The organism is Chryseobacterium sp. C2(2020), assembly GCF_014218915.1.
GTDB classification, from domain to species: domain Bacteria; phylum Bacteroidota; class Bacteroidia; order Flavobacteriales; family Weeksellaceae; genus Chryseobacterium; species Chryseobacterium mucoviscidosis.
In genome coordinates, this window is sequence record NZ_JACLCT010000007.1 from 19505 (window position 1) to 36327 (window position 16823).

Here is a 16823-nt window from a genome sequence, read left to right on the forward strand (position 1 = left end):
AAACCTTTTATTATAAACTTTTTAATTTCTCTTCAAGAATGGCTATTTTATCTAGCGCATCTTTTTGTTTTTTCCTTTCAACCTCAACAATTTCCGGTTTTGCGTTGGCAACAAATTTTTCGTTGGAAAGCTTTTTATCTACAGAGATCAAAAATCCTTTCAGGTATTTTAATTCTTCTTCTGTTTTCGTTTTCTCCTCTCCCAAATCCAAATTTTCACTTAGAGGAATTGAAATTTCTGTTGCGCCTACCAAAAATGTAAAGCTCGGCTTATCCGTTTTTGTTCCGAAGTAAATTTCTGAAACATTCGCCAATTTCTTAATCACGGATTCGTTAGGAAATTCTGAAGCATTGGTATAAATTTCAGCACCTTCTCTTGGAGAAATTCCTTTTGTCTGACGGTAATTTCTAACGCCGGAAATAATTTCTGCAGCGATTTCAAAGTTTTTAATAATATCTTCATTAAAACTTTCTGCCTTTTTCTGCTGCGCAATAATTAAAGCATCCTCAACGTTTCGTTGTGAAATTGTTTGCCATAATTCTTCCGTCAGGAAAGGCATGAACGGATGAAGCAATTTTATTAACTCCTCAAAAAGAGCAACGGTTTTATTGTAAACTTCCTTAGAAATTCCTTCTCCATAGTTTGGTTTGATTGCTTCTAAATACCAAGAACAGAAATCATCCCAAATTAATTTATAAATCAAATGCAAAGCATCAGAAATTCTGAACTTTTCAAACTGATCGTTGATCTCAGCAATTGTTTTATTTAATTTATTTTCAAACCATTCAATTGCCTGAAGTTCTGTTGAATTTGCCGGTTTATCTTCATGGTTCCACATATTGATCAATCGGAAAGCACTCCAGATCTTTGACATAAAGTTTCTTCCCTGAAGCATCAAATCTTCATCAAAAAGAAGGTCGTTTCCTGCTGCAGAACTTAATAAAATTCCTACACGAACTCCATCTGCTCCGTATTTATCCATTAATTCCAACGGATCCGGTGAATTTCCTAAAGATTTAGACATCTTTCTTCTCTGCTTATCTCTTACAATTCCTGTGAAATAAACATTTTTAAACGGAAATTCTTTTCTGTATTCCAACCCTGCCATAATCATTCTTGCTACCCAGAAGAAAATAATATCCGGACCTGTAACCAAATCTGAAGTCGGGTAATAATAATTGATGTCTTTGTTTTCAGGATCAAGCAGTCCATCGAAAACAGACATTGGCCACAACCATGAAGAGAACCATGTATCTAAAGCATCTTCGTCTTGTTTTAAATTCTCTTTTGTCAGTTGATCGTTGTTGGTTTTTTGCTTTGCAAGTTCTAATGCTTCTTCGATAGTTTCTGCAACTACGAAATCATTTTCTCCTTCACCATAATAGAACGCAGGAATTTGCTGTCCCCACCAAAGCTGTCGGGAAATATTCCAGTCGCGGATGTTTTCCATCCAGTGCTTGTAGGTATTTTTAAACTTTTCAGGATAAAATTTAACCTCATCATCCATTACAACATCCAAAGCTGGTTTTGCAATTTCAGACATTTTCAGGAACCACTGTACAGAAACTTTAGGCTCAATTACCGCGCCTGTTCTTTCTGACGTTCCTACTTTATTTACGTAATCTTCCGCTTTCAGCAAAAGATCTTTTTCTTCCAGTTCTTTCGCAATCTGCTTTCTTACCTCGAATCTGTTTTTTCCGGCGTAATGCAACCCGTGATCGTTCAGATTTCCGTCATCATCCAAAGCATCAATCATCTGAAGATTGTGTTTTTGTCCGATTTCGTAATCATTGATGTCGTGAGCAGGCGTAATTTTCAAAGCCCCTGTTCCGAATTCGATATCTACATATTCGTCCTCTATAATCGGAATTACTCTGTTAACAATTGGTACGATTACTTTTTTACCTTTTAAATGTGCGTATCTCTCATCATTAGGATTGATACACACTGCAGTATCCCCGAAAATAGTTTCCGGACGCGTTGTCGCCACTGACAAATATTCATCGGTATCTGAGCCTGTCGAAGATTCAATTTTATATTTCAGGAAATATAATTTCCCATTCTGTTCTTTAAAGATTACTTCTTCATCGGAAATATTGGTTTTTGCTTCGGGATCCCAGTTTACCATTCTGTATCCACGGTAAATCAATCCTTTGTTGTAAAGATCAACAAAAGATTTAATCACCTGTTGAGAAAGTTTCGGCTCCATGGTGAAACGGGTTCTGTCCCAATCGCATGAACATCCTAATTTTTTAAGCTGCTCAAGAATTGTTCCTCCGTATTTATCAGTCCATTCCCATGCGTGTTTTAAAAACTCTTCTCTTGTAATATCAGATTTATTGACTCCTTCAGATTTCAGTTTAGCAACCACTTTCGCTTCCGTAGCAATGGAAGCGTGATCTGTTCCCGGAACCCAGCAAGCATTAAAGCCCTGCATTCTTGCACGACGGACCAGCACATCCTGAATGGTATTGTTAAGCATATGCCCCATGTGCAAAATCCCCGTCACGTTTGGCGGAGGAATTACAACAGTGTAAGGCGGCTTGTCATTGGGCTCTGAATGGAAGTATTTATTTTCCAACCAGTAATTGTACCACTTTTGTTCTGTTTCCTGTGGATTGTACTTTTCTGAAATCTGCATAAATTCTTTTACTTTAATTTACAATTTGCAAAAATAGTCTAAAGAAAAATATTTTAAGTATGAATTAAAATAATTTTTAACTTTGTTTCTCAAAATTTATCTAACAACATATTTAATATTCAAGAATATGAAAAAATTAATCGCAGGAATTGCATTATTCGGAACCTTCGCTCTTGCATCTGCACAAACGATTACGTTTGACAAAACTACTTTCGATTACGGAAATGTAAAGCCAAGTTCAGACGGTATCAGATTCTTTACGGTAACCAATACAGGAGATAAGCCTCTTATTTTATCGAATGTAAAAGCATCTTGCGGATGTACCACTCCGGAATTCAGCCAGGATCCTATTATGCCGGGAAAATCAGCTAAAATAAAGGTAGGATACAATACTGCAATTAACGGTGGTTTTAACAAAATGATCGAAGTATTTTCTAACGATCCTGTAAACAGCAGAAGCGTAATCTACATCAAAGGAAACGTAGATCCTAATGCTCCGGATCCAAAACCATTGACTCCTGAAGAATTGAAAGCTAAAGCTAAAGAAGAGAAAGCGGCTGCGAAAGCTGCGAAAAAGGCTGCAAAAAAAGCGGCTAAAACTGCTGCATAATGGTAAAATCTCTACTAAAATAAACGAAACCGTCTCATGGAGGCGGTTTTTTTATTACATTTATATTAGGTTAGTTGATGGTTAACGGTTTTTAGCTGATAAATTATGACCAAAATTAATCTTTAATCTTTTTAATAATTTAAAAATAAATATGGACACTAACTTTTCAGACGATTTTTTGGTAAAAGGTAAATTCTCCATTAAAAAAGCTTTAACAGAATACAAAGGAAAACTTACTAAAGAAGAAGGGGAACAATTATTATTAAACGAAAAAGAAAAGCTTCGTGAGCTTCAGGAGAAATTGTATTCGGATGGAAGCCAGTCTCTTTTAGTGGTACTTCAGGCGATGGATGCCGCAGGAAAAGACAGCATGATTGAGCACGTTTTCGGGGGAGTAAATCCGCAAGGCTGTAATGTAACGAGCTTCAAAACTCCCACTTCGAAAGAATACACCCATGATTTTTTATGGAGACATTATTTAGCATTACCTCAAAAAGGCATGATCGGAATTTTTAACCGTTCTCATTATGAAAGTGTATTGGTCTGCAAAGTTCATCCTGAATATAATTTAAGCGAAAAAACATGGAAATCTGTTAAGGATTTTGATGATAAATTCTGGGAAAACCGCTATGAAAGCATCAGAAATTTTGAAAAGCATCTTGCCCAAAACGGAACGACCATTGTAAAAATATTCCTGAATGTTTCTAAAGACGAGCAAAAGAAAAGACTTCTGGACAGAATTAACGAACAGGAAAAAAACTGGAAATTTTCCGCCGCAGATCTTCCGGAGAGAGCTTTATTCGATAAATATATGGAATGCTACGAAACGGCAATCAACGAGACTTCAAAAGATTACGCGCCTTGGTATGTTCTTCCGGCTGATAATAAATGGTTTGCAAGAGTTGCCGCGATACAAATTATTATTGATGCTTTGGAAAAAATGAATCTGCAGTATCCTAAATTGTCTGAAGAGGATCGTAAAGATTTAGAAGAAGCAAAAAAACAACTGGAAAGCGAGAAATAAGTAAGAATAGAAGATGGGAGCCTGAAGAAGGAGGTTTAAATGATTGCATTAAGACTTCCTTCTTCAAGCCTCTAACTTCCAACTCTTAAAAAACCACGAGAAAATCTATAAGCCGGATTTTGTTCTTCCGAAGAAGTGCCTGTTATTTATCTGCGCCTTACATTGCTGCAAAACTTTAGCTGATTACCCCTCGGCTTTCAGAGCGAGCAACTCCTATTTTCATTGCTGAAAAGAACCGATATACTTATCATTGCACCACAAAGAGTTTACCTGGTTTCACTACAGCCGAACTGTACATCCTTTCTGTTGCACTTGTCCTACCCTTGCGGGTGACGGATGTTATCCGCTTTGCTGCTCTACGGTGTCCGGACTTTCCTACCTCCCGTAAAACGGGAAATCAACAAGCCGATTTTCTCGTGGCTGCAAAGATAGATAATTTGAAAATTTGACAATGTGATAATTTGAAAATTTTTAATCTGCAAGAAAATGATTTTGGTTTGATGTTATTCATTCATTTTCAAATTACTTAAATTTTCAAATTCTCAAATTATATCATATCTTCGTGCTACAAAAATTAAACATCCCAATTGGCTTCAAAGGAAAAGGAATTTGCGCAGCTTATTAAGGATAATCAGGGATTGATTATCAAGGTTTCGCGGCTTTATACCAATTCTTTGGAGGATGAGGAAGATCTTTTTCAGGAAATTGTGTTACAATTGTGGAGAAGTTATGACTCATTTAAAGGAAATTCAAAAATTTCTACTTGGATGTACCGTGTTGCTTTAAATACCGCTATCACCCTTTTCAGAAAAAAAAGCAAAAGTTTGCAAACTAATGAACTGGACATTAATCATGCAGATTTTGTAGAAGATGATGATGAAAAACAGCAACAGGTATCACTTTTGTATACAGTAATCAAGACGCTTCCCAATGTGGAAAGAGCAATCGTGATGATGTATCTGGATGATTTGCCTTATAAGGATATTGCAGAAAACCTCGGAATTACCGAAGTAAATGCGCGTGTGAAAATGAACAGATTAAAGAAAACCCTTAAAGAACAGATGGAAAAATATGCCTGAATTTGATTTAGACAGTTTTAAGAAAACATGGCAGGAACAGCCTGTTCAGGAAAAATATGATTATAATGAGATCCTTCAGATGCTCAACAAAAAATCGCGCAATTATGTGAAGTATATTTTCTGGATCAGTGTTTTCGAATTTTTATTCTTTACTTTAATAGGATTATTCTACATCATTCAGGGAAAGGAATCCAACTCTTTCATTAATATTCTTACGAAACTCGGTGTACAGAGAACTTCGGAATTAGAAAATACATTCGATAATATTTATCTGGTCTTAAAAGTTCTGAGCTTAACCATTACCGCATATTTTGTATTTAAATTTTATCAAAATTACAAGGTTATAAAAATTGAGGAAAATCTTAAAAAATTTATCCTTCAGATCATTACATTTAAAAAGACAGTAAACGCGTTTATTTTAATTAATATTGCGTTATTAATCACTTTCACCTCTATTTTCACAATCTTTGTTTTTTACATTTTAAATACTCAGAATGTAGAGATTACCAACTCCACCCTTATAGGATTTGTAGCCGGTATCATCATAAGCACTGTTTTTACAGTAATAATGGTGTGGCTGTATTATAGAGTGGTTTATGGAATTATCATTAAAAAACTTGATAAGAATTTAACTCAGTTAAAAGAAATCGATTCGCAGGAAATTTAAACTGAAAAAAGCAGGAATTTAAGATATTATTGTTAATTTTATTTAACCAAATCTTTTATTCTATGCCAATATCTTATGTTCACGGTAGTTCCGACATTCCATTATTAGGTGAAACCATCGGAAGCAATCTTAAACATACCGTTGAAAAATTTCCCAATCAGGAAGCTTTAATCTGCGTACATCAAAATTACCGCGCCACTTATCAGGAATTTTATAATCAGACAACAGCCGTTGCAAAAGCTTTGATCTTTTTGGGAGCAAAATCCGGAGACCGCATCGGAATCTGGTCTACGAACCGCTACGAATGGGTTCTTTTACAATATGCAACCGCAAGAATCGGAGTTATTTTGGTGAACATAAATCCCGCTTACAGAACCAGCGAGCTGATCTTTGTAATCAATCAGTCTGAAATGTCCCATATTTTTTCATCTCTGGCTTTTAAATCCAGCGATTATAAACAGATGATTGCCGATGCAAGAGAGTTCTGCTCGACTTTAAAATCTGAAATTTTCTTTGATGATAACTGGGAAGAATTTTTAAATAACGGACAGCATATTTCTGATGATACACTCCACAGTTTTGAGGAGCATGTTCAGTTTGATGATCCTGTGAATATTCAATATACTTCAGGAACGACCGGTTTTCCTAAAGGCGTCACTCTTTCTCATCATAATATTTTAAACAACGGATATTTTATCGGAATTCGATTAAAGTATACTGAAAAAGACAGGGTCTGCATTCCTGTTCCCTTTTATCACTGTTTCGGAATGGTGATCGGAAATATCTGCTGTACTGCTCACGGAGCCTGTATGGTGATTCCGAATGACAGTTTTGATCCTGAAATTACTTTAAAAGTTGTTTCCGATGAAAAATGTACTTCGCTTTACGGAGTTCCGACCATGTTTATTGCTGAATTAGCGGTAAAAAATTTCGAAACTTTTGATTTTTCAAGTTTAAGAACAGGTGTCATGGCTGGTTCTGTATGTCCTCCTGAAATTATGAAAAAGGTGGAAAGTCTCATGAATATTAAAGAAATGAGCATCTGCTACGGAATGACGGAAACCTCCCCTGTTTCTACGCAAACTCTTATCGGAACTCCATTTGAAAAGCAGGTGAATACGGTGGGAACCGTTCAGGATCATCTGGAAATAAAAATAGTTGATGAAAACGGAAAAATTGTATCGCGTGGCGAACATGGGGAAGTGTGTACTAGAGGTTATTCTGTGATGCTGAAATACTGGAACGATCCTGAAAACACCAGAAAGGTTCTGGATGAAGGAAGATGGATGCATACCGGAGATATGGCAGTAATGGATGATGAAGGCTACATTACCATTTCCGGAAGGATTAAAGACCTGATTATCCGTGGCGGTGAAAATATTTCGCCTAAAGAAATTGAAGACTTTTTGTACACTTATCCGAATATTCTTGATGTTCAAATCATCGGAGTTCCAAGCGAAAAATTCGGAGAAGAAGTGATGGCGTGGGTGAAAGTGAGAAAAGGTTTTCAGGTAACAGAAGAAGAACTTTTAAACTACTGCAAAGGCAGGATCGCCCATTATAAAGTTCCGAAATACTGGAAGTTTGTAGACGAATTCCCGATGACGATCTCCGGAAAAGTGCGAAAGGTTGAAATGCGTGAAGTTTCTGTAAAAGAACTGGGACTGGAAAAAATAAACAATTAAATACAGCGTAATCCGAAAAGCTTATAGAGTAGGAAAATCAAATGAATTAAATTACTATGAAAAATTTAAAAAAATTAAACAGAAAAGAGTTGAAAAGTGTAAAAGGTAGCGGAAGATGCTTTTGTCTTGTAAGTCCGGATCCTTGTTATGATTTAAATGTTAATAATCAGGGACTTCCTTATGTTTTCAACTGCTGTACTTCAACCTGTGTACAACAGACTCCTTTTTAATCAGATAAAAAGAAAAGCATTTCGGTTTGAAATGCTTTTCTGTTATTTTTAGAGTTCTTTTCTTAATCTTGCTACCGGAATATTAAGCTGTTCCCGATATTTTGCAATTGTTCTTCTGGCGATATTGTATCCCTGCTCTTTTAAGATCACCACCAAAGCGTCGTCTGTTAAAGGCTTTCTCTTATTTTCTTTGCTGATTACTTCCTGAAGATGAGTTTTAATTTCTTTTGTAGATACTTCCTCTCCGTCATCATTTGTTAAACTGTCTGAGAATAAATCCTTCAGATAAATAATTCCGTTCGGTGTATCTGCATATTTGCTTTTTACCACTCTGGAAATTGTTGAAATATCGAAGCCTGTAATATCGGCAATGTCCTTAAGAATCATTGGTCTCAAAGATTTTTCATCTCCCGTAAGGAAATAATCTTTCTGAAACTTCACAATAGCCGTAATGGTTTGCAATAATGTATTCTGCCGCTGATTAATGGCATCAATATACCATTTTGCCGCATCTAATTTTTGCTTGATGAACAAAGCAGCCTGTTTGTGTTCGGCAGAATTTTTATCGTGAGAATAAGTGGATAAAATATCTTTATATTCTTCTGAAACTCTCAGCGTAGGTGCATTTTTACTGTTCAGCATCGGGATAACCTGTCCGTCTTTCACCTGAATCACAAAATCCGGAATAATTTCCTGATTGATTGTAATCGTCTGAGTATCGAAATTTCCGCCAACTTTTGGAGATAATTTTGAAATTTCGTCTAACGCATCCTTCAGATCTTCTTCTTCAATATCGTATTTCTGAATGATTTTGTTGTAATGCTTGTTCGTTAAAGCATCAAACTGATGTCTCAGAATATTGGCAGCCAGAGAAACCGCTTTATCCGAACTTACTTTTTTCTCAATCTGAAGCAAAAGACATTCCTGAAGACCTCTCGCTCCTACTCCGGGCGGATCCAGCTTCTGCACATAATTTTCAAGAATATCTTCTACATTTTCTTTGGTGGTATAAATCCCCTGAGAAAAGGCAAGATCATCTACAATAGATTTTATTTCCCTTCTTAAATATCCGTCTGTATCAAGATTTCCTATAAGATATTCCGCAATCTTCAAATCTTCTTTGTTGATGTTGGCAAGATGAATCTGTTCCAAAAGGTAATCGTATAAAGACTGCCCTTCTGTTAAAAGACTTTCATTATCAAATTCTTCGTCGTCCGAAGAATAATTACTGGAAGATGTTTTATAGCTTGGTTCATCATCATAAAGATACTGGTCTACATCAAAATCTGTTTCAATGCTTTCCGTACCTTCTGTTTCATATGAATCTTCCAGAGAAGAATAATCGTCCTCTTTAGATTCTTCTTTTGCGATCTCCAATGCCGGATTTTCTTCTAACTCCCTTTCAAGTTCCTCTTCAAACTCCAATGTATGAAGCTGGATCAACTTCATTAACTGGATTTGCTGGGGAGCCAGCTTTTGTCCTAATTTGAGTTGTAAGTGTTGTTTTAGCATATTACTAGTTGGTGTTTTAACATAACATATTTTACGAATTTAACACTTTTTTTTGAAAAAACTAAATTTTAGCACGATTTTTGTATTCAATATGGTATAATAAGCTATTTAAAATAAACAACAAAAGCCCTGAAGCTTGATTTTCAGGGCTTTTTAATTTTTATACATTCAAATTTTCCGGATCTCTTCTGTTATCCCAAAACGCAAGAATTTCAATAACCTCCTTGTTGACCCGATAATACATTGAAAAATTTTTATCAATCAAAACATATTTCACATCATCAATTTCAGAGGGTGAACCTATATTCGGATTTTCTGCGATAAGTTTTTCTTTTTTCTCAACTTCTTTTCTTAATTTTTTTGAATATGTTTGGGAGGAATTATGAGCAATCCAATATTTGAGGGTATCAGCAAAGGATAATAATGCTTGACGAGTCCATTTTATCTGAAACATTGATCCAAAATTTCTCTAGCATCCTCTTTATTAACAAAATCCCCTTTATCAGCCTCATCTATACCCTCTAGCAATTGCTTTTTCTGCCACTCTGTAAGTTTTTCTTCTTTATTAATCTCAAAATTAATTTTCAGCTCTTTCAAAAGAGCTTTCAGAAGATTGATCTGATTTTCGTTTTCTGTATGTATGGTAATTGTACTCATCATCATTATTTTAGGTAAAGTTAATAAAAAAATCCTTCCGATAAGATCAGAAGGATTTTTCTATATGTTTTTATTAAAAAAGATTAATATAGCCCAAAGTGGCTAATAAAGAGTAGTTTACAAGAACCGAAAGTGCCATCGGTAACGATTTAGTAATGGTGCTTACTGCACTCGCTTTCATCTGATTACCTTGTAAATCATTACTGCAAATTTAATAAAAAAAAGGGTAAAGTCGAAGCATACTTTACCCTTTTTCGTTTTTCCCCAAATCCTATTATAAGTATTATTAAAAAAAATCTTTCCCAATATGGGGGCAATCTGTGATAATGGTTTAAATATTATTTCCAAGTTTTGACAAATCAACAAAGATGTAGTTCCGAAACTAATAGTCCCAATATCTAAACGTCTAAGCTATGGAAATCGTGTTGAACAAAATATTATCGGAAATTCGACATCAGGAAGATAAGCTGTCTTCTCAAATGATGCAAACTGCGGATGAGGCATACCAAATGACCTTATTCCTAAAGGAAATGCTGTTTACTATAAAGATGAAAGTGTTAAAGACCGGATTTAAGGACGAACAGCAGGAAATCCATTTTTTCAAGAACATTAAACCGCAGATTTTAGGAAAACTTATTTATTACAATAAAGTGTTCCGTATTGAAACTACCTGCCCCGTAAGTGCAGGGAGAATACACCAAAGTTATTTTGAAAACCAACTGAAAATTCTGAAATCCGAATACAAGGAAAGCATATCCAATGAGGATTTTTACAGGTACTATCGTGCAGGCAGAACTGACCGTGACCACAGTTATTTCAGGCTCGGAAAAATCAATTACCACGATGGTCTAAAAAGTAGTGTATTTGAAATTGACCTTAGCTTTTCTACTTATTACGATAACAAAGTTGCCCATATTATAGCCAATGAATTACTTTATACTTTCTTGCTTACCAAAATAAACCCTGAAAAAAATCCCGATACCATTTCAATAAACGGTGATGGGAACAAAGACATTTCGTGGACGAACTCGCAAAATGCACTGATAGAATTGATTTACGCCCTGTATGTTTCCAAATCTATTGCATACGGGAAAATAGGCATCAGGAAATTAGCATTGATTTTCCAAATCCTCTTCCGAACGCCCTTGAATGATATACATCATTCTTTCCACCGAATGAAAACAAGGGCAGGCTCCCGAACGGTGTTTTTAGACCAGCTCAAAATTTCCCTCGAAGAGTATATGGATAAAGACCTTTAGCAACATCAGCACGGGTGTTTGAAAGCAGTACACAAAATGTACTGCTTTTTCTTTGCCCATATATGCCAATTGGCATATATGGGCAAAAGGCTACTACAAAATAACCGAAACACGCTAAAACCCTTATTAAACAAGGGTTTTTCTCATTGCAAAAAATTTGAAAAAAAGTGCCAAACCAATGGGTACGCATTGGCAGACAAACACTGCCACACTTCTGAATTTTGTACTGTGAATATTAAACAATAGTGCAATGAACATTATAACAGTTGACGAAGAAGTGTGGAAGCACCTCAACGAACGGTTGAAAGCCATTAGCGAATATATCCTCAAACTGGAAGATACAAGCTACGATAGCTTATGGCTCAACAACCACGAAGTCTGCCAGTATCTCCACATCAGTGAAAAAACATTGTGGCGTATGCGTACCAACGGGCAGATAGCCTTTTCAAAAATGTACGGGCAGTATTACTATACGATTGGTGCTATAAAAGATATGCTCAACGCTAACGCTGTGCAGACCACCGATGAATATGTGGAGCAGCTTATGGCGAAAGGCAAAAGCTATATCGAAAAAGGCAGAAAACTGAAATCAGATAATCATTAAAAGCGTACCCGTATGAATATCGACAAAATGGAATTTGTGGCGTGGATGGAACGCATAATGGACAGGCTTGACATTCTCGGCAACCACATAGACGATTTACAAAAGAAGCGTAACAGCATAGACGGCGAAGAGTTACTGGATAATCAGGACTTATTGCAAATGCTGAAAATCAGTAACCGTTCCCTGCAACGGTATCGCTCCATAGGCAAGCTGCCTTATTATACGATTAGCGGAAAACTGTATTACAAATTGTCCGATGTGCATCAGTTCATCAGGGAAAGTTTTAACCCGCCTTTGCCCAAACTGGATGCCAATAAGTGACAAATGCTGCCTTTGAGTGCCACTTAAAGCAAATCAGTGAAGGCTTCCTTTACATTCGACCGTGAAATTTTAAAATTTTCAGACTATGAGCGAAGAAACAACTAATAAACAGGAAATGCCCGAACAGCTTTCGGACATCTTACTCGTACTGGATAAAGAGAAAATGAAAATCCAGGCAGTAAAGAGTATAGACGAAAACGGGAAAATGGAAACCGTTGACCCCACGAAGAAAAATCAAAACCAGTTTATGCGTGTGGATAAAAGCGGTGATTTCTTTTCCAACTTCTTTTCCAATTTTTTCAGCCAGTTAAAGAACCCTACAGACTTTACTTTCTTCAAAGTGCCTGCCTCGGTTGCTGCTGAAAAAGCGCAGGAACTGCAAAAGCACGTAGATAAGCCCACTCCACAGGGCGAAAAAGTGCTGAAAGAACACGAAGTGAAAGCAGAACCCCAACCCGATAAAAAACAAGAAAATCAAAATAATATGGCAACAGCACAAACAACAACGGAAACAAGCGAATATCGCTACAAGCCGGAGCAGATTGATTGGGACACAATGAAAAACCTCGGATTGAGCAAAGAGTATCTTGAAAAAAGGAACCTGCTCGACCCTTTGTTACGAGGTTATAAAACCAATGAGCTTTTACCGATAGGTATCAACCTCGGGGGCTCTATCCTCCGCACGGATGCCCGCCTGTCTTTACAGCAAGGCGAAGACGGCAATGTTATCGTGGCAATACACGGTATCAAAAGAGAACCTAACCTCCACTTTGAATTTTTCGGTCACAAGTTTACGGACGAAGACAAGAAAAACCTGCTCGAAACGGGTAATATGGGGCGTGTCGTCAATTTGGTAAACTCCAAAACAGGCGACCTGATGCCGTCCATTATAAGTATTGACAGGCTGACCAATGACGTGGTTGCACTGCGCACGGAGTTTATAAAAATTCCCGATGAAATTAAGGGCGTAAAGCTGAATGACGAACAAAAACAAACGCTGATGGAGGGCAAACCGCTCTATTTAGAGGGTATGATTTCCTCGAAAGGAACGGAGTTTTCGGCAACTGTACAATTCAATGCGGACAAACGGTATGTTGAGTTCCTGTTTGACAAAAGCAACAACAATCAGCAGGCGCAAACGAACCAACAGAATACCCAACAAAGCAATCAGCAAAGCCAACCGCAAGAAGCTCCAAGAACTTTCAGGGGCAAAGAACTGGATGATGAGCAGTACAACAAGTTCAAAGCCGGACAAACCATATACGTTGAACTGAAAGACAAAAAAGACCAACCGTATAAGGGTTATATCACGTTCGACAAAGATACCGGAAAGACCAATTTTGAGTTTCCCGGTCAGTACAAAGCACGGGTAGAACCTGCCGAAACCCATAAAACGCAGACTGCCGTCAATTCGGAGGGCAAGACCAACGAAGCGACCAAGAACGTCCAAGAGCCTTTGAAGTCCGGGCAGCAAACACCGAAAAATGAAAAGCAGCAGGAACAACAGGATAACAAGCCTGCAAAATCCAAAGGCAGAAAAATGTAATACAGTATGAAAACAATCATTGCAGAAAAACCAAGCGTAGCAAGGGAAATAGCCGGACTTGTGGGAGCATCCGATAAAAAGGACGGCTACCTGACAGGTAATGGCTATTTTGTTACGTGGGCATTCGGTCATTTAATAGGACTGGGAATGCCCGAAGATTACGGCATTTCGGGATTTGACAAGGCATCACTGCCGATATTACCCAGCCCTTTTTTATTGACCGTTCGCAAGGTCAAAAAAGACAAAAGCTATACCGCCGATACTGGCGCATTAAAGCAACTGAAAGTCATTGAGCAGCTTTTTAATAAAAGCAACAGCATTATTGTTGCTACCGATGCAGGTCGTGAGGGCGAACTCATTTTCAGGTACATTTATGAATACCTGAAATGCAGCAAACCTTTTGAACGCCTTTGGATAAGTTCGCTTACCGAAAAGGCAATAAAGCAGGGCTTCGACAACCTGAAAGATGGAGTAGCATTTGACGGATTGTATCAGGCTGCGCAAGGCAGAAGCCGTGCCGACTGGCTTGTGGGCATCAATGCTACGCAGGCATTGAGCATTGCAGCAGGAAACGGTATCTATTCGCTCGGAAGAGTGCAAACGCCCACACTGGCTTTGATATGCAAACGCTATCTCGACAATAAGAATTTCACAGTAAAGAAATACTGGCAGATACAACTAATGCACAATAAAGCCCAGGTTGATTTCAAAAGTATTTCCGCAACCAAATGGGACGAAAAGCAACTTGCTGATGACACCCTTAAAGCTATTCAGCGTGGCGCAACGGCAACCGTTACCTCGGTAGAAACCAAAAGCGTTACAGAACAACCGCCATTGCTTTTTGACCTGACTGGCTTACAAAAGGAAGCCAATAAAAGGCTGAAATTATCTGCTGAAGCAACGCTCAATATTGCGCAAAGCCTATACGAAAAAAAGTTTATCACGTACCCACGCACCGGAAGCAAATACATTCCTGAAGATATGTGGGCTGAAATTCCAAACCTTGTGCGGGCTTTGCAGAACCGTGAGGATTGCAAACAAGCCCTTACCAAAATCAAATGGGGACGGTTCAACAAACGTATCGTGAATGACCTCCGTGTAACGGACCATCACGGTTTGTTGATTACGGACAAAGTACCGTCCGTACTCAATGCAGACGAAAACAAGATTTACAATATGATTGCGCTTCGATTGCTCGAAGCCATATCACAAGCCTGTGTAAAGGAAATAACCGATGTTTCATTACAGGTATTGCACTACGACTTTACGGCAAAAGGCTGTAAAATTCAGGAAGCGGGTTGGCGTTCCATAAAAGGTAGTTTTACCGATGACGGCGAAGAGCCAGTGCAGGAACTACCCGAACTGCATAAAGGCGACGAACTTGCGATAAAGGAAGTCTCCGTTTTGGAAAAGCAGACCAAACCGCCAGTGCTTTACACCGAAGCCGGGCTTTTGTCTGCTATGGAAACTGCCGGAAAAGAAATCGAAAATGAGGAAGAGCGTAAAGCCCTCAAAAATATTGGTATCGGTACGCCTGCAACAAGAGCCGCCATTATCGAAACACTGTTTACCCGTAATTATATCCTACGGGATAAACGCTCTTTAATCCCTACCGAAAAAGGATTGCAGGTTTATGAGTTGGTCAAAGAACGCAAGATTGCAGACGTGGCAATGACCGCCGAATGGGAATTGGCATTGCAGAAAATCGAAAACAACGAAGCGGATGCCGGAACGTTCCAAAAGGAAATGGAAACCTATGCCAAATCCATTACCGATGAATTGCTGCAAACCTCTATTGCAAGCACCAACCAACCCAAGCTGACCTGTCCTAAATGCAAAAGTCAGCAACTTATTATCCGTGATAAGATTGTGAAATGTCCTGATGAGGCTTGTAACTGGATACAGTTCCGCACCGTCTGCGGTGTACAAATCAGTATTGAAAATGTAACAAGCCTTGTCAATAAAGGCAAAACTTCATTAATAAAAGGAATGACGAGCAAAGCCGGAAAGAAATTCGATGCTTATATCGTACTGAAAGAAAATGCCGAAAGTTCCTTTGAGTTTGAGAAAAACAAAAGCAGTAAGCGTAATGGAAAATAAACCGTCAATCATACCCAAAGAAATCAGGAGCCTCATTTATACCATCCGGGGCAAACAGGTAATGTTGGATAGCGACCTCGCTGCCTTATATCAGGTAGAAACAAAGAACCTGAACAAAGCCGTTAAAAGAAATATTGAGCGTTTTCCCGTATCATTCTGCTTTCAACTGACCGAAGAGGAAGTTGAAAACTTGAGGTTCCAATTTGGAACCTCAAGTTTAAATTACGGCGGCAGGCGTTATTTGCCCTATGTTTTTACCGAACAAGGTGTTGCAATGGCATCTGCCATACTCCGGTCTGATATAGCCGTTAAAATGAGTGTTGAAATAATGGAAGCCTTTGTAGAAATGCGGCGTATGCTTATCAGCAATGCTTCTTTGTTTCATCGTTTGGATAATATCGAATTAAAGCAACTGGAAGCCGACCAAAAATTTGAAGAGATTTTTAAGGCTTTGGAAAGTGACAAGCTGCACAGCGAAAAAGGTATTTTCTACAACGGGCAGGTATTTGATGCCTATACCTTTGTTTCCGATATTATCAGAAATGCCAAAAGTTCCATTATCCTGCTTGATAATTACGTGGACGATACGGTGCTTACCTTACTGGGTAAGCGTAAGAACAATGTAGCTGCTACAATCCTTACCAAAAACATCAGCAATCAGCTAAGGTTGGATTTACAACGCTACAATAGCCAATATCCTCCGGTAGATATTGAGGTTTTTGCAGATGCCCACGACCGTTTTTTGATAATTGACCATACAGAACTCTACCACATAGGCGCATCGCTCAAAGACCTGGGCAAAAAATGGTTTGCTTTTTCAAGAATGGATATTGAAGTCGGCAGGATGCTTCAAATTTTAAATAGAGCTTAATTTAATTCATATTTTGA

General features: G+C 37.9%; 16 protein-coding genes and 1 other RNA gene. 12 read left to right on the forward strand and 5 right to left on the reverse strand.

Going from position 1 to position 16823, the window contains the following annotated elements:
• Window positions 1-10: 10 nt before the first annotated feature.
• On the reverse strand, window positions 11-2641 hold the full coding sequence (locus tag H6W52_RS05905; protein WP_116096996.1) for a valine--tRNA ligase: 2631 nt from the start codon (window positions 2639-2641) through the stop codon (window positions 11-13).
• 127 nt (window positions 2642-2768) lie between these two features.
• Here H6W52_RS05905 and H6W52_RS05910 point away from each other — a divergent pair, with 127 nt between their 5' ends.
• On the forward strand, window positions 2769-3251 hold the full coding sequence (locus H6W52_RS05910) for a DUF1573 domain-containing protein (RefSeq protein ID WP_116096994.1): 483 nt from the start codon (window positions 2769-2771) through the stop codon (window positions 3249-3251).
• Between the two features lie 151 nt (window positions 3252-3402).
• Window positions 3403-4275 carry a polyphosphate kinase 2 family protein gene (locus H6W52_RS05915; protein ID WP_116096992.1) on the forward strand — a complete coding sequence of 291 codons (873 nt, stop codon included), beginning with the start codon at window positions 3403-3405 and terminating at the stop codon, window positions 4273-4275.
• Window positions 4276-4367: 92 nt separating this feature from the next.
• Here H6W52_RS05915 and rnpB read toward each other — a convergent pair.
• An RNA gene (gene rnpB / locus H6W52_RS05920) (RNase P RNA component class A) lies at window positions 4368-4692 on the reverse strand.
• Between the two features lie 170 nt (window positions 4693-4862).
• Here rnpB and H6W52_RS05925 point away from each other — a divergent pair.
• The 4 genes from H6W52_RS05925 to H6W52_RS05940 all read left to right on the forward strand — a co-directional run bounded on the left by H6W52_RS05925 (window position 4863) and on the right by H6W52_RS05940 (window position 7936).
• Window positions 4863-5354, forward strand: a complete 492-nt coding sequence (locus tag H6W52_RS05925) for an RNA polymerase sigma factor (RefSeq protein ID WP_076396001.1) — start codon at window positions 4863-4865, stop codon at window positions 5352-5354.
• Window positions 5347-6021, forward strand: a complete 675-nt coding sequence (locus tag H6W52_RS05930; RefSeq protein WP_116096990.1) for a beta-carotene 15,15'-monooxygenase — start codon at window positions 5347-5349, stop codon at window positions 6019-6021. Before H6W52_RS05925 ends, H6W52_RS05930 begins: the two co-directional genes overlap by 8 nt.
• 62 nt (window positions 6022-6083) lie before the next feature.
• Entirely contained in the window at window positions 6084-7706 is a 1623-nt protein-coding gene (locus H6W52_RS05935) for an AMP-binding protein (RefSeq protein WP_116096988.1), read from the forward strand.
• A 56-nt stretch (window positions 7707-7762) separates the two neighbouring features.
• Window positions 7763-7936, forward strand: coding sequence for a bacteriocin-like protein (locus tag H6W52_RS05940; protein WP_157967235.1), 174 nt, complete (start codon window positions 7763-7765; stop codon window positions 7934-7936).
• A 48-nt stretch (window positions 7937-7984) separates the two neighbouring features.
• On the opposite strand, the gene rpoN is transcribed toward H6W52_RS05940, so the two are convergent.
• The 3 genes from rpoN to H6W52_RS05955 all read right to left on the reverse strand — a co-directional run bounded on the left by rpoN (window position 7985) and on the right by H6W52_RS05955 (window position 10105).
• A complete protein-coding gene (gene rpoN, locus H6W52_RS05945) occupies window positions 7985-9448 on the reverse strand; it encodes an RNA polymerase factor sigma-54 (protein WP_087705908.1) in 1464 nt (487 codons plus the stop codon).
• Window positions 9449-9608: 160 nt separating this feature from the next.
• Window positions 9609-9902, reverse strand: a complete 294-nt coding sequence (locus H6W52_RS05950; RefSeq protein ID WP_116096986.1) for a type II toxin-antitoxin system RelE/ParE family toxin — start codon at window positions 9900-9902, stop codon at window positions 9609-9611.
• Window positions 9890-10105 carry a DUF2683 family protein gene (locus H6W52_RS05955; RefSeq protein ID WP_123891944.1) on the reverse strand — a complete coding sequence of 72 codons (216 nt, stop codon included), beginning with the start codon at window positions 10103-10105 and terminating at the stop codon, window positions 9890-9892. Before H6W52_RS05955 ends, H6W52_RS05950 begins: the two co-directional genes overlap by 13 nt.
• A gap of 413 nt (window positions 10106-10518) precedes the next feature.
• Here H6W52_RS05955 and H6W52_RS05960 point away from each other — a divergent pair, with 413 nt between their 5' ends.
• The 6 genes from H6W52_RS05960 to H6W52_RS05985 all read left to right on the forward strand — a co-directional run bounded on the left by H6W52_RS05960 (window position 10519) and on the right by H6W52_RS05985 (window position 16806).
• A complete protein-coding gene (locus H6W52_RS05960) occupies window positions 10519-11364 on the forward strand; it encodes an RteC domain-containing protein (RefSeq protein ID WP_116096982.1) in 846 nt (281 codons plus the stop codon).
• Between the two features lie 250 nt (window positions 11365-11614).
• Entirely contained in the window at window positions 11615-11968 is a 354-nt protein-coding gene (locus H6W52_RS05965) for a helix-turn-helix domain-containing protein (protein WP_116096980.1), read from the forward strand.
• 12 nt (window positions 11969-11980) lie between these two features.
• Window positions 11981-12289 carry a helix-turn-helix domain-containing protein gene (locus tag H6W52_RS05970; protein WP_002978404.1) on the forward strand — a complete coding sequence of 103 codons (309 nt, stop codon included), beginning with the start codon at window positions 11981-11983 and terminating at the stop codon, window positions 12287-12289.
• Between the two features lie 85 nt (window positions 12290-12374).
• Window positions 12375-13835, forward strand: a complete 1461-nt coding sequence (locus tag H6W52_RS05975) for a DUF3945 domain-containing protein (RefSeq protein WP_116096978.1) — start codon at window positions 12375-12377, stop codon at window positions 13833-13835.
• A gap of 6 nt (window positions 13836-13841) precedes the next feature.
• Entirely contained in the window at window positions 13842-15935 is a 2094-nt protein-coding gene (locus H6W52_RS05980; RefSeq protein ID WP_185216497.1) for a type IA DNA topoisomerase, read from the forward strand.
• On the forward strand, window positions 15925-16806 hold the full coding sequence (locus tag H6W52_RS05985) for an ORF6N domain-containing protein (protein ID WP_116096974.1): 882 nt from the start codon (window positions 15925-15927) through the stop codon (window positions 16804-16806). The genes H6W52_RS05980 and H6W52_RS05985 overlap by 11 nt, the downstream gene beginning before the upstream one ends.
• The last annotated feature ends 17 nt before the right edge of the window (window positions 16807-16823 follow it).

Bases quoted from the DNA above. Each gene is read 5' to 3' on its own strand.
- H6W52_RS05905 (WP_116096996.1), bottom strand. From the start codon at position 2,641: ATGCAGATTTCAGAAAAGTACAATCCACAGGAAACAGAACAAAAGTGG.
- H6W52_RS05910 (WP_116096994.1), top strand. From the start codon at position 2,769: ATGAAAAAATTAATCGCAGGAATTGCATTATTCGGAACCTTCGCTCTT.
- H6W52_RS05915 (WP_116096992.1), top strand. From the start codon at position 3,403: ATGGACACTAACTTTTCAGACGATTTTTTGGTAAAAGGTAAATTCTCC.
- H6W52_RS05930 (WP_116096990.1), top strand. From the start codon at position 5,347: ATGCCTGAATTTGATTTAGACAGTTTTAAGAAAACATGGCAGGAACAG.
- H6W52_RS05935 (WP_116096988.1), top strand. From the start codon at position 6,084: ATGCCAATATCTTATGTTCACGGTAGTTCCGACATTCCATTATTAGGT.
- H6W52_RS05940 (WP_157967235.1), top strand. From the start codon at position 7,763: ATGAAAAATTTAAAAAAATTAAACAGAAAAGAGTTGAAAAGTGTAAAA.
- rpoN (WP_087705908.1), bottom strand. From the start codon at position 9,448: ATGCTAAAACAACACTTACAACTCAAATTAGGACAAAAGCTGGCTCCC.
- H6W52_RS05950 (WP_116096986.1), bottom strand. From the start codon at position 9,902: ATGTTTCAGATAAAATGGACTCGTCAAGCATTATTATCCTTTGCTGAT.
- H6W52_RS05955 (WP_123891944.1), bottom strand. From the start codon at position 10,105: ATGAGTACAATTACCATACATACAGAAAACGAAAATCAGATCAATCTT.
- H6W52_RS05960 (WP_116096982.1), top strand. From the start codon at position 10,519: ATGGAAATCGTGTTGAACAAAATATTATCGGAAATTCGACATCAGGAA.
- H6W52_RS05965 (WP_116096980.1), top strand. From the start codon at position 11,615: ATGAACATTATAACAGTTGACGAAGAAGTGTGGAAGCACCTCAACGAA.
- H6W52_RS05970 (WP_002978404.1), top strand. From the start codon at position 11,981: ATGAATATCGACAAAATGGAATTTGTGGCGTGGATGGAACGCATAATG.
- H6W52_RS05975 (WP_116096978.1), top strand. From the start codon at position 12,375: ATGAGCGAAGAAACAACTAATAAACAGGAAATGCCCGAACAGCTTTCG.
- H6W52_RS05980 (WP_185216497.1), top strand. From the start codon at position 13,842: ATGAAAACAATCATTGCAGAAAAACCAAGCGTAGCAAGGGAAATAGCC.
- H6W52_RS05985 (WP_116096974.1), top strand. From the start codon at position 15,925: ATGGAAAATAAACCGTCAATCATACCCAAAGAAATCAGGAGCCTCATT.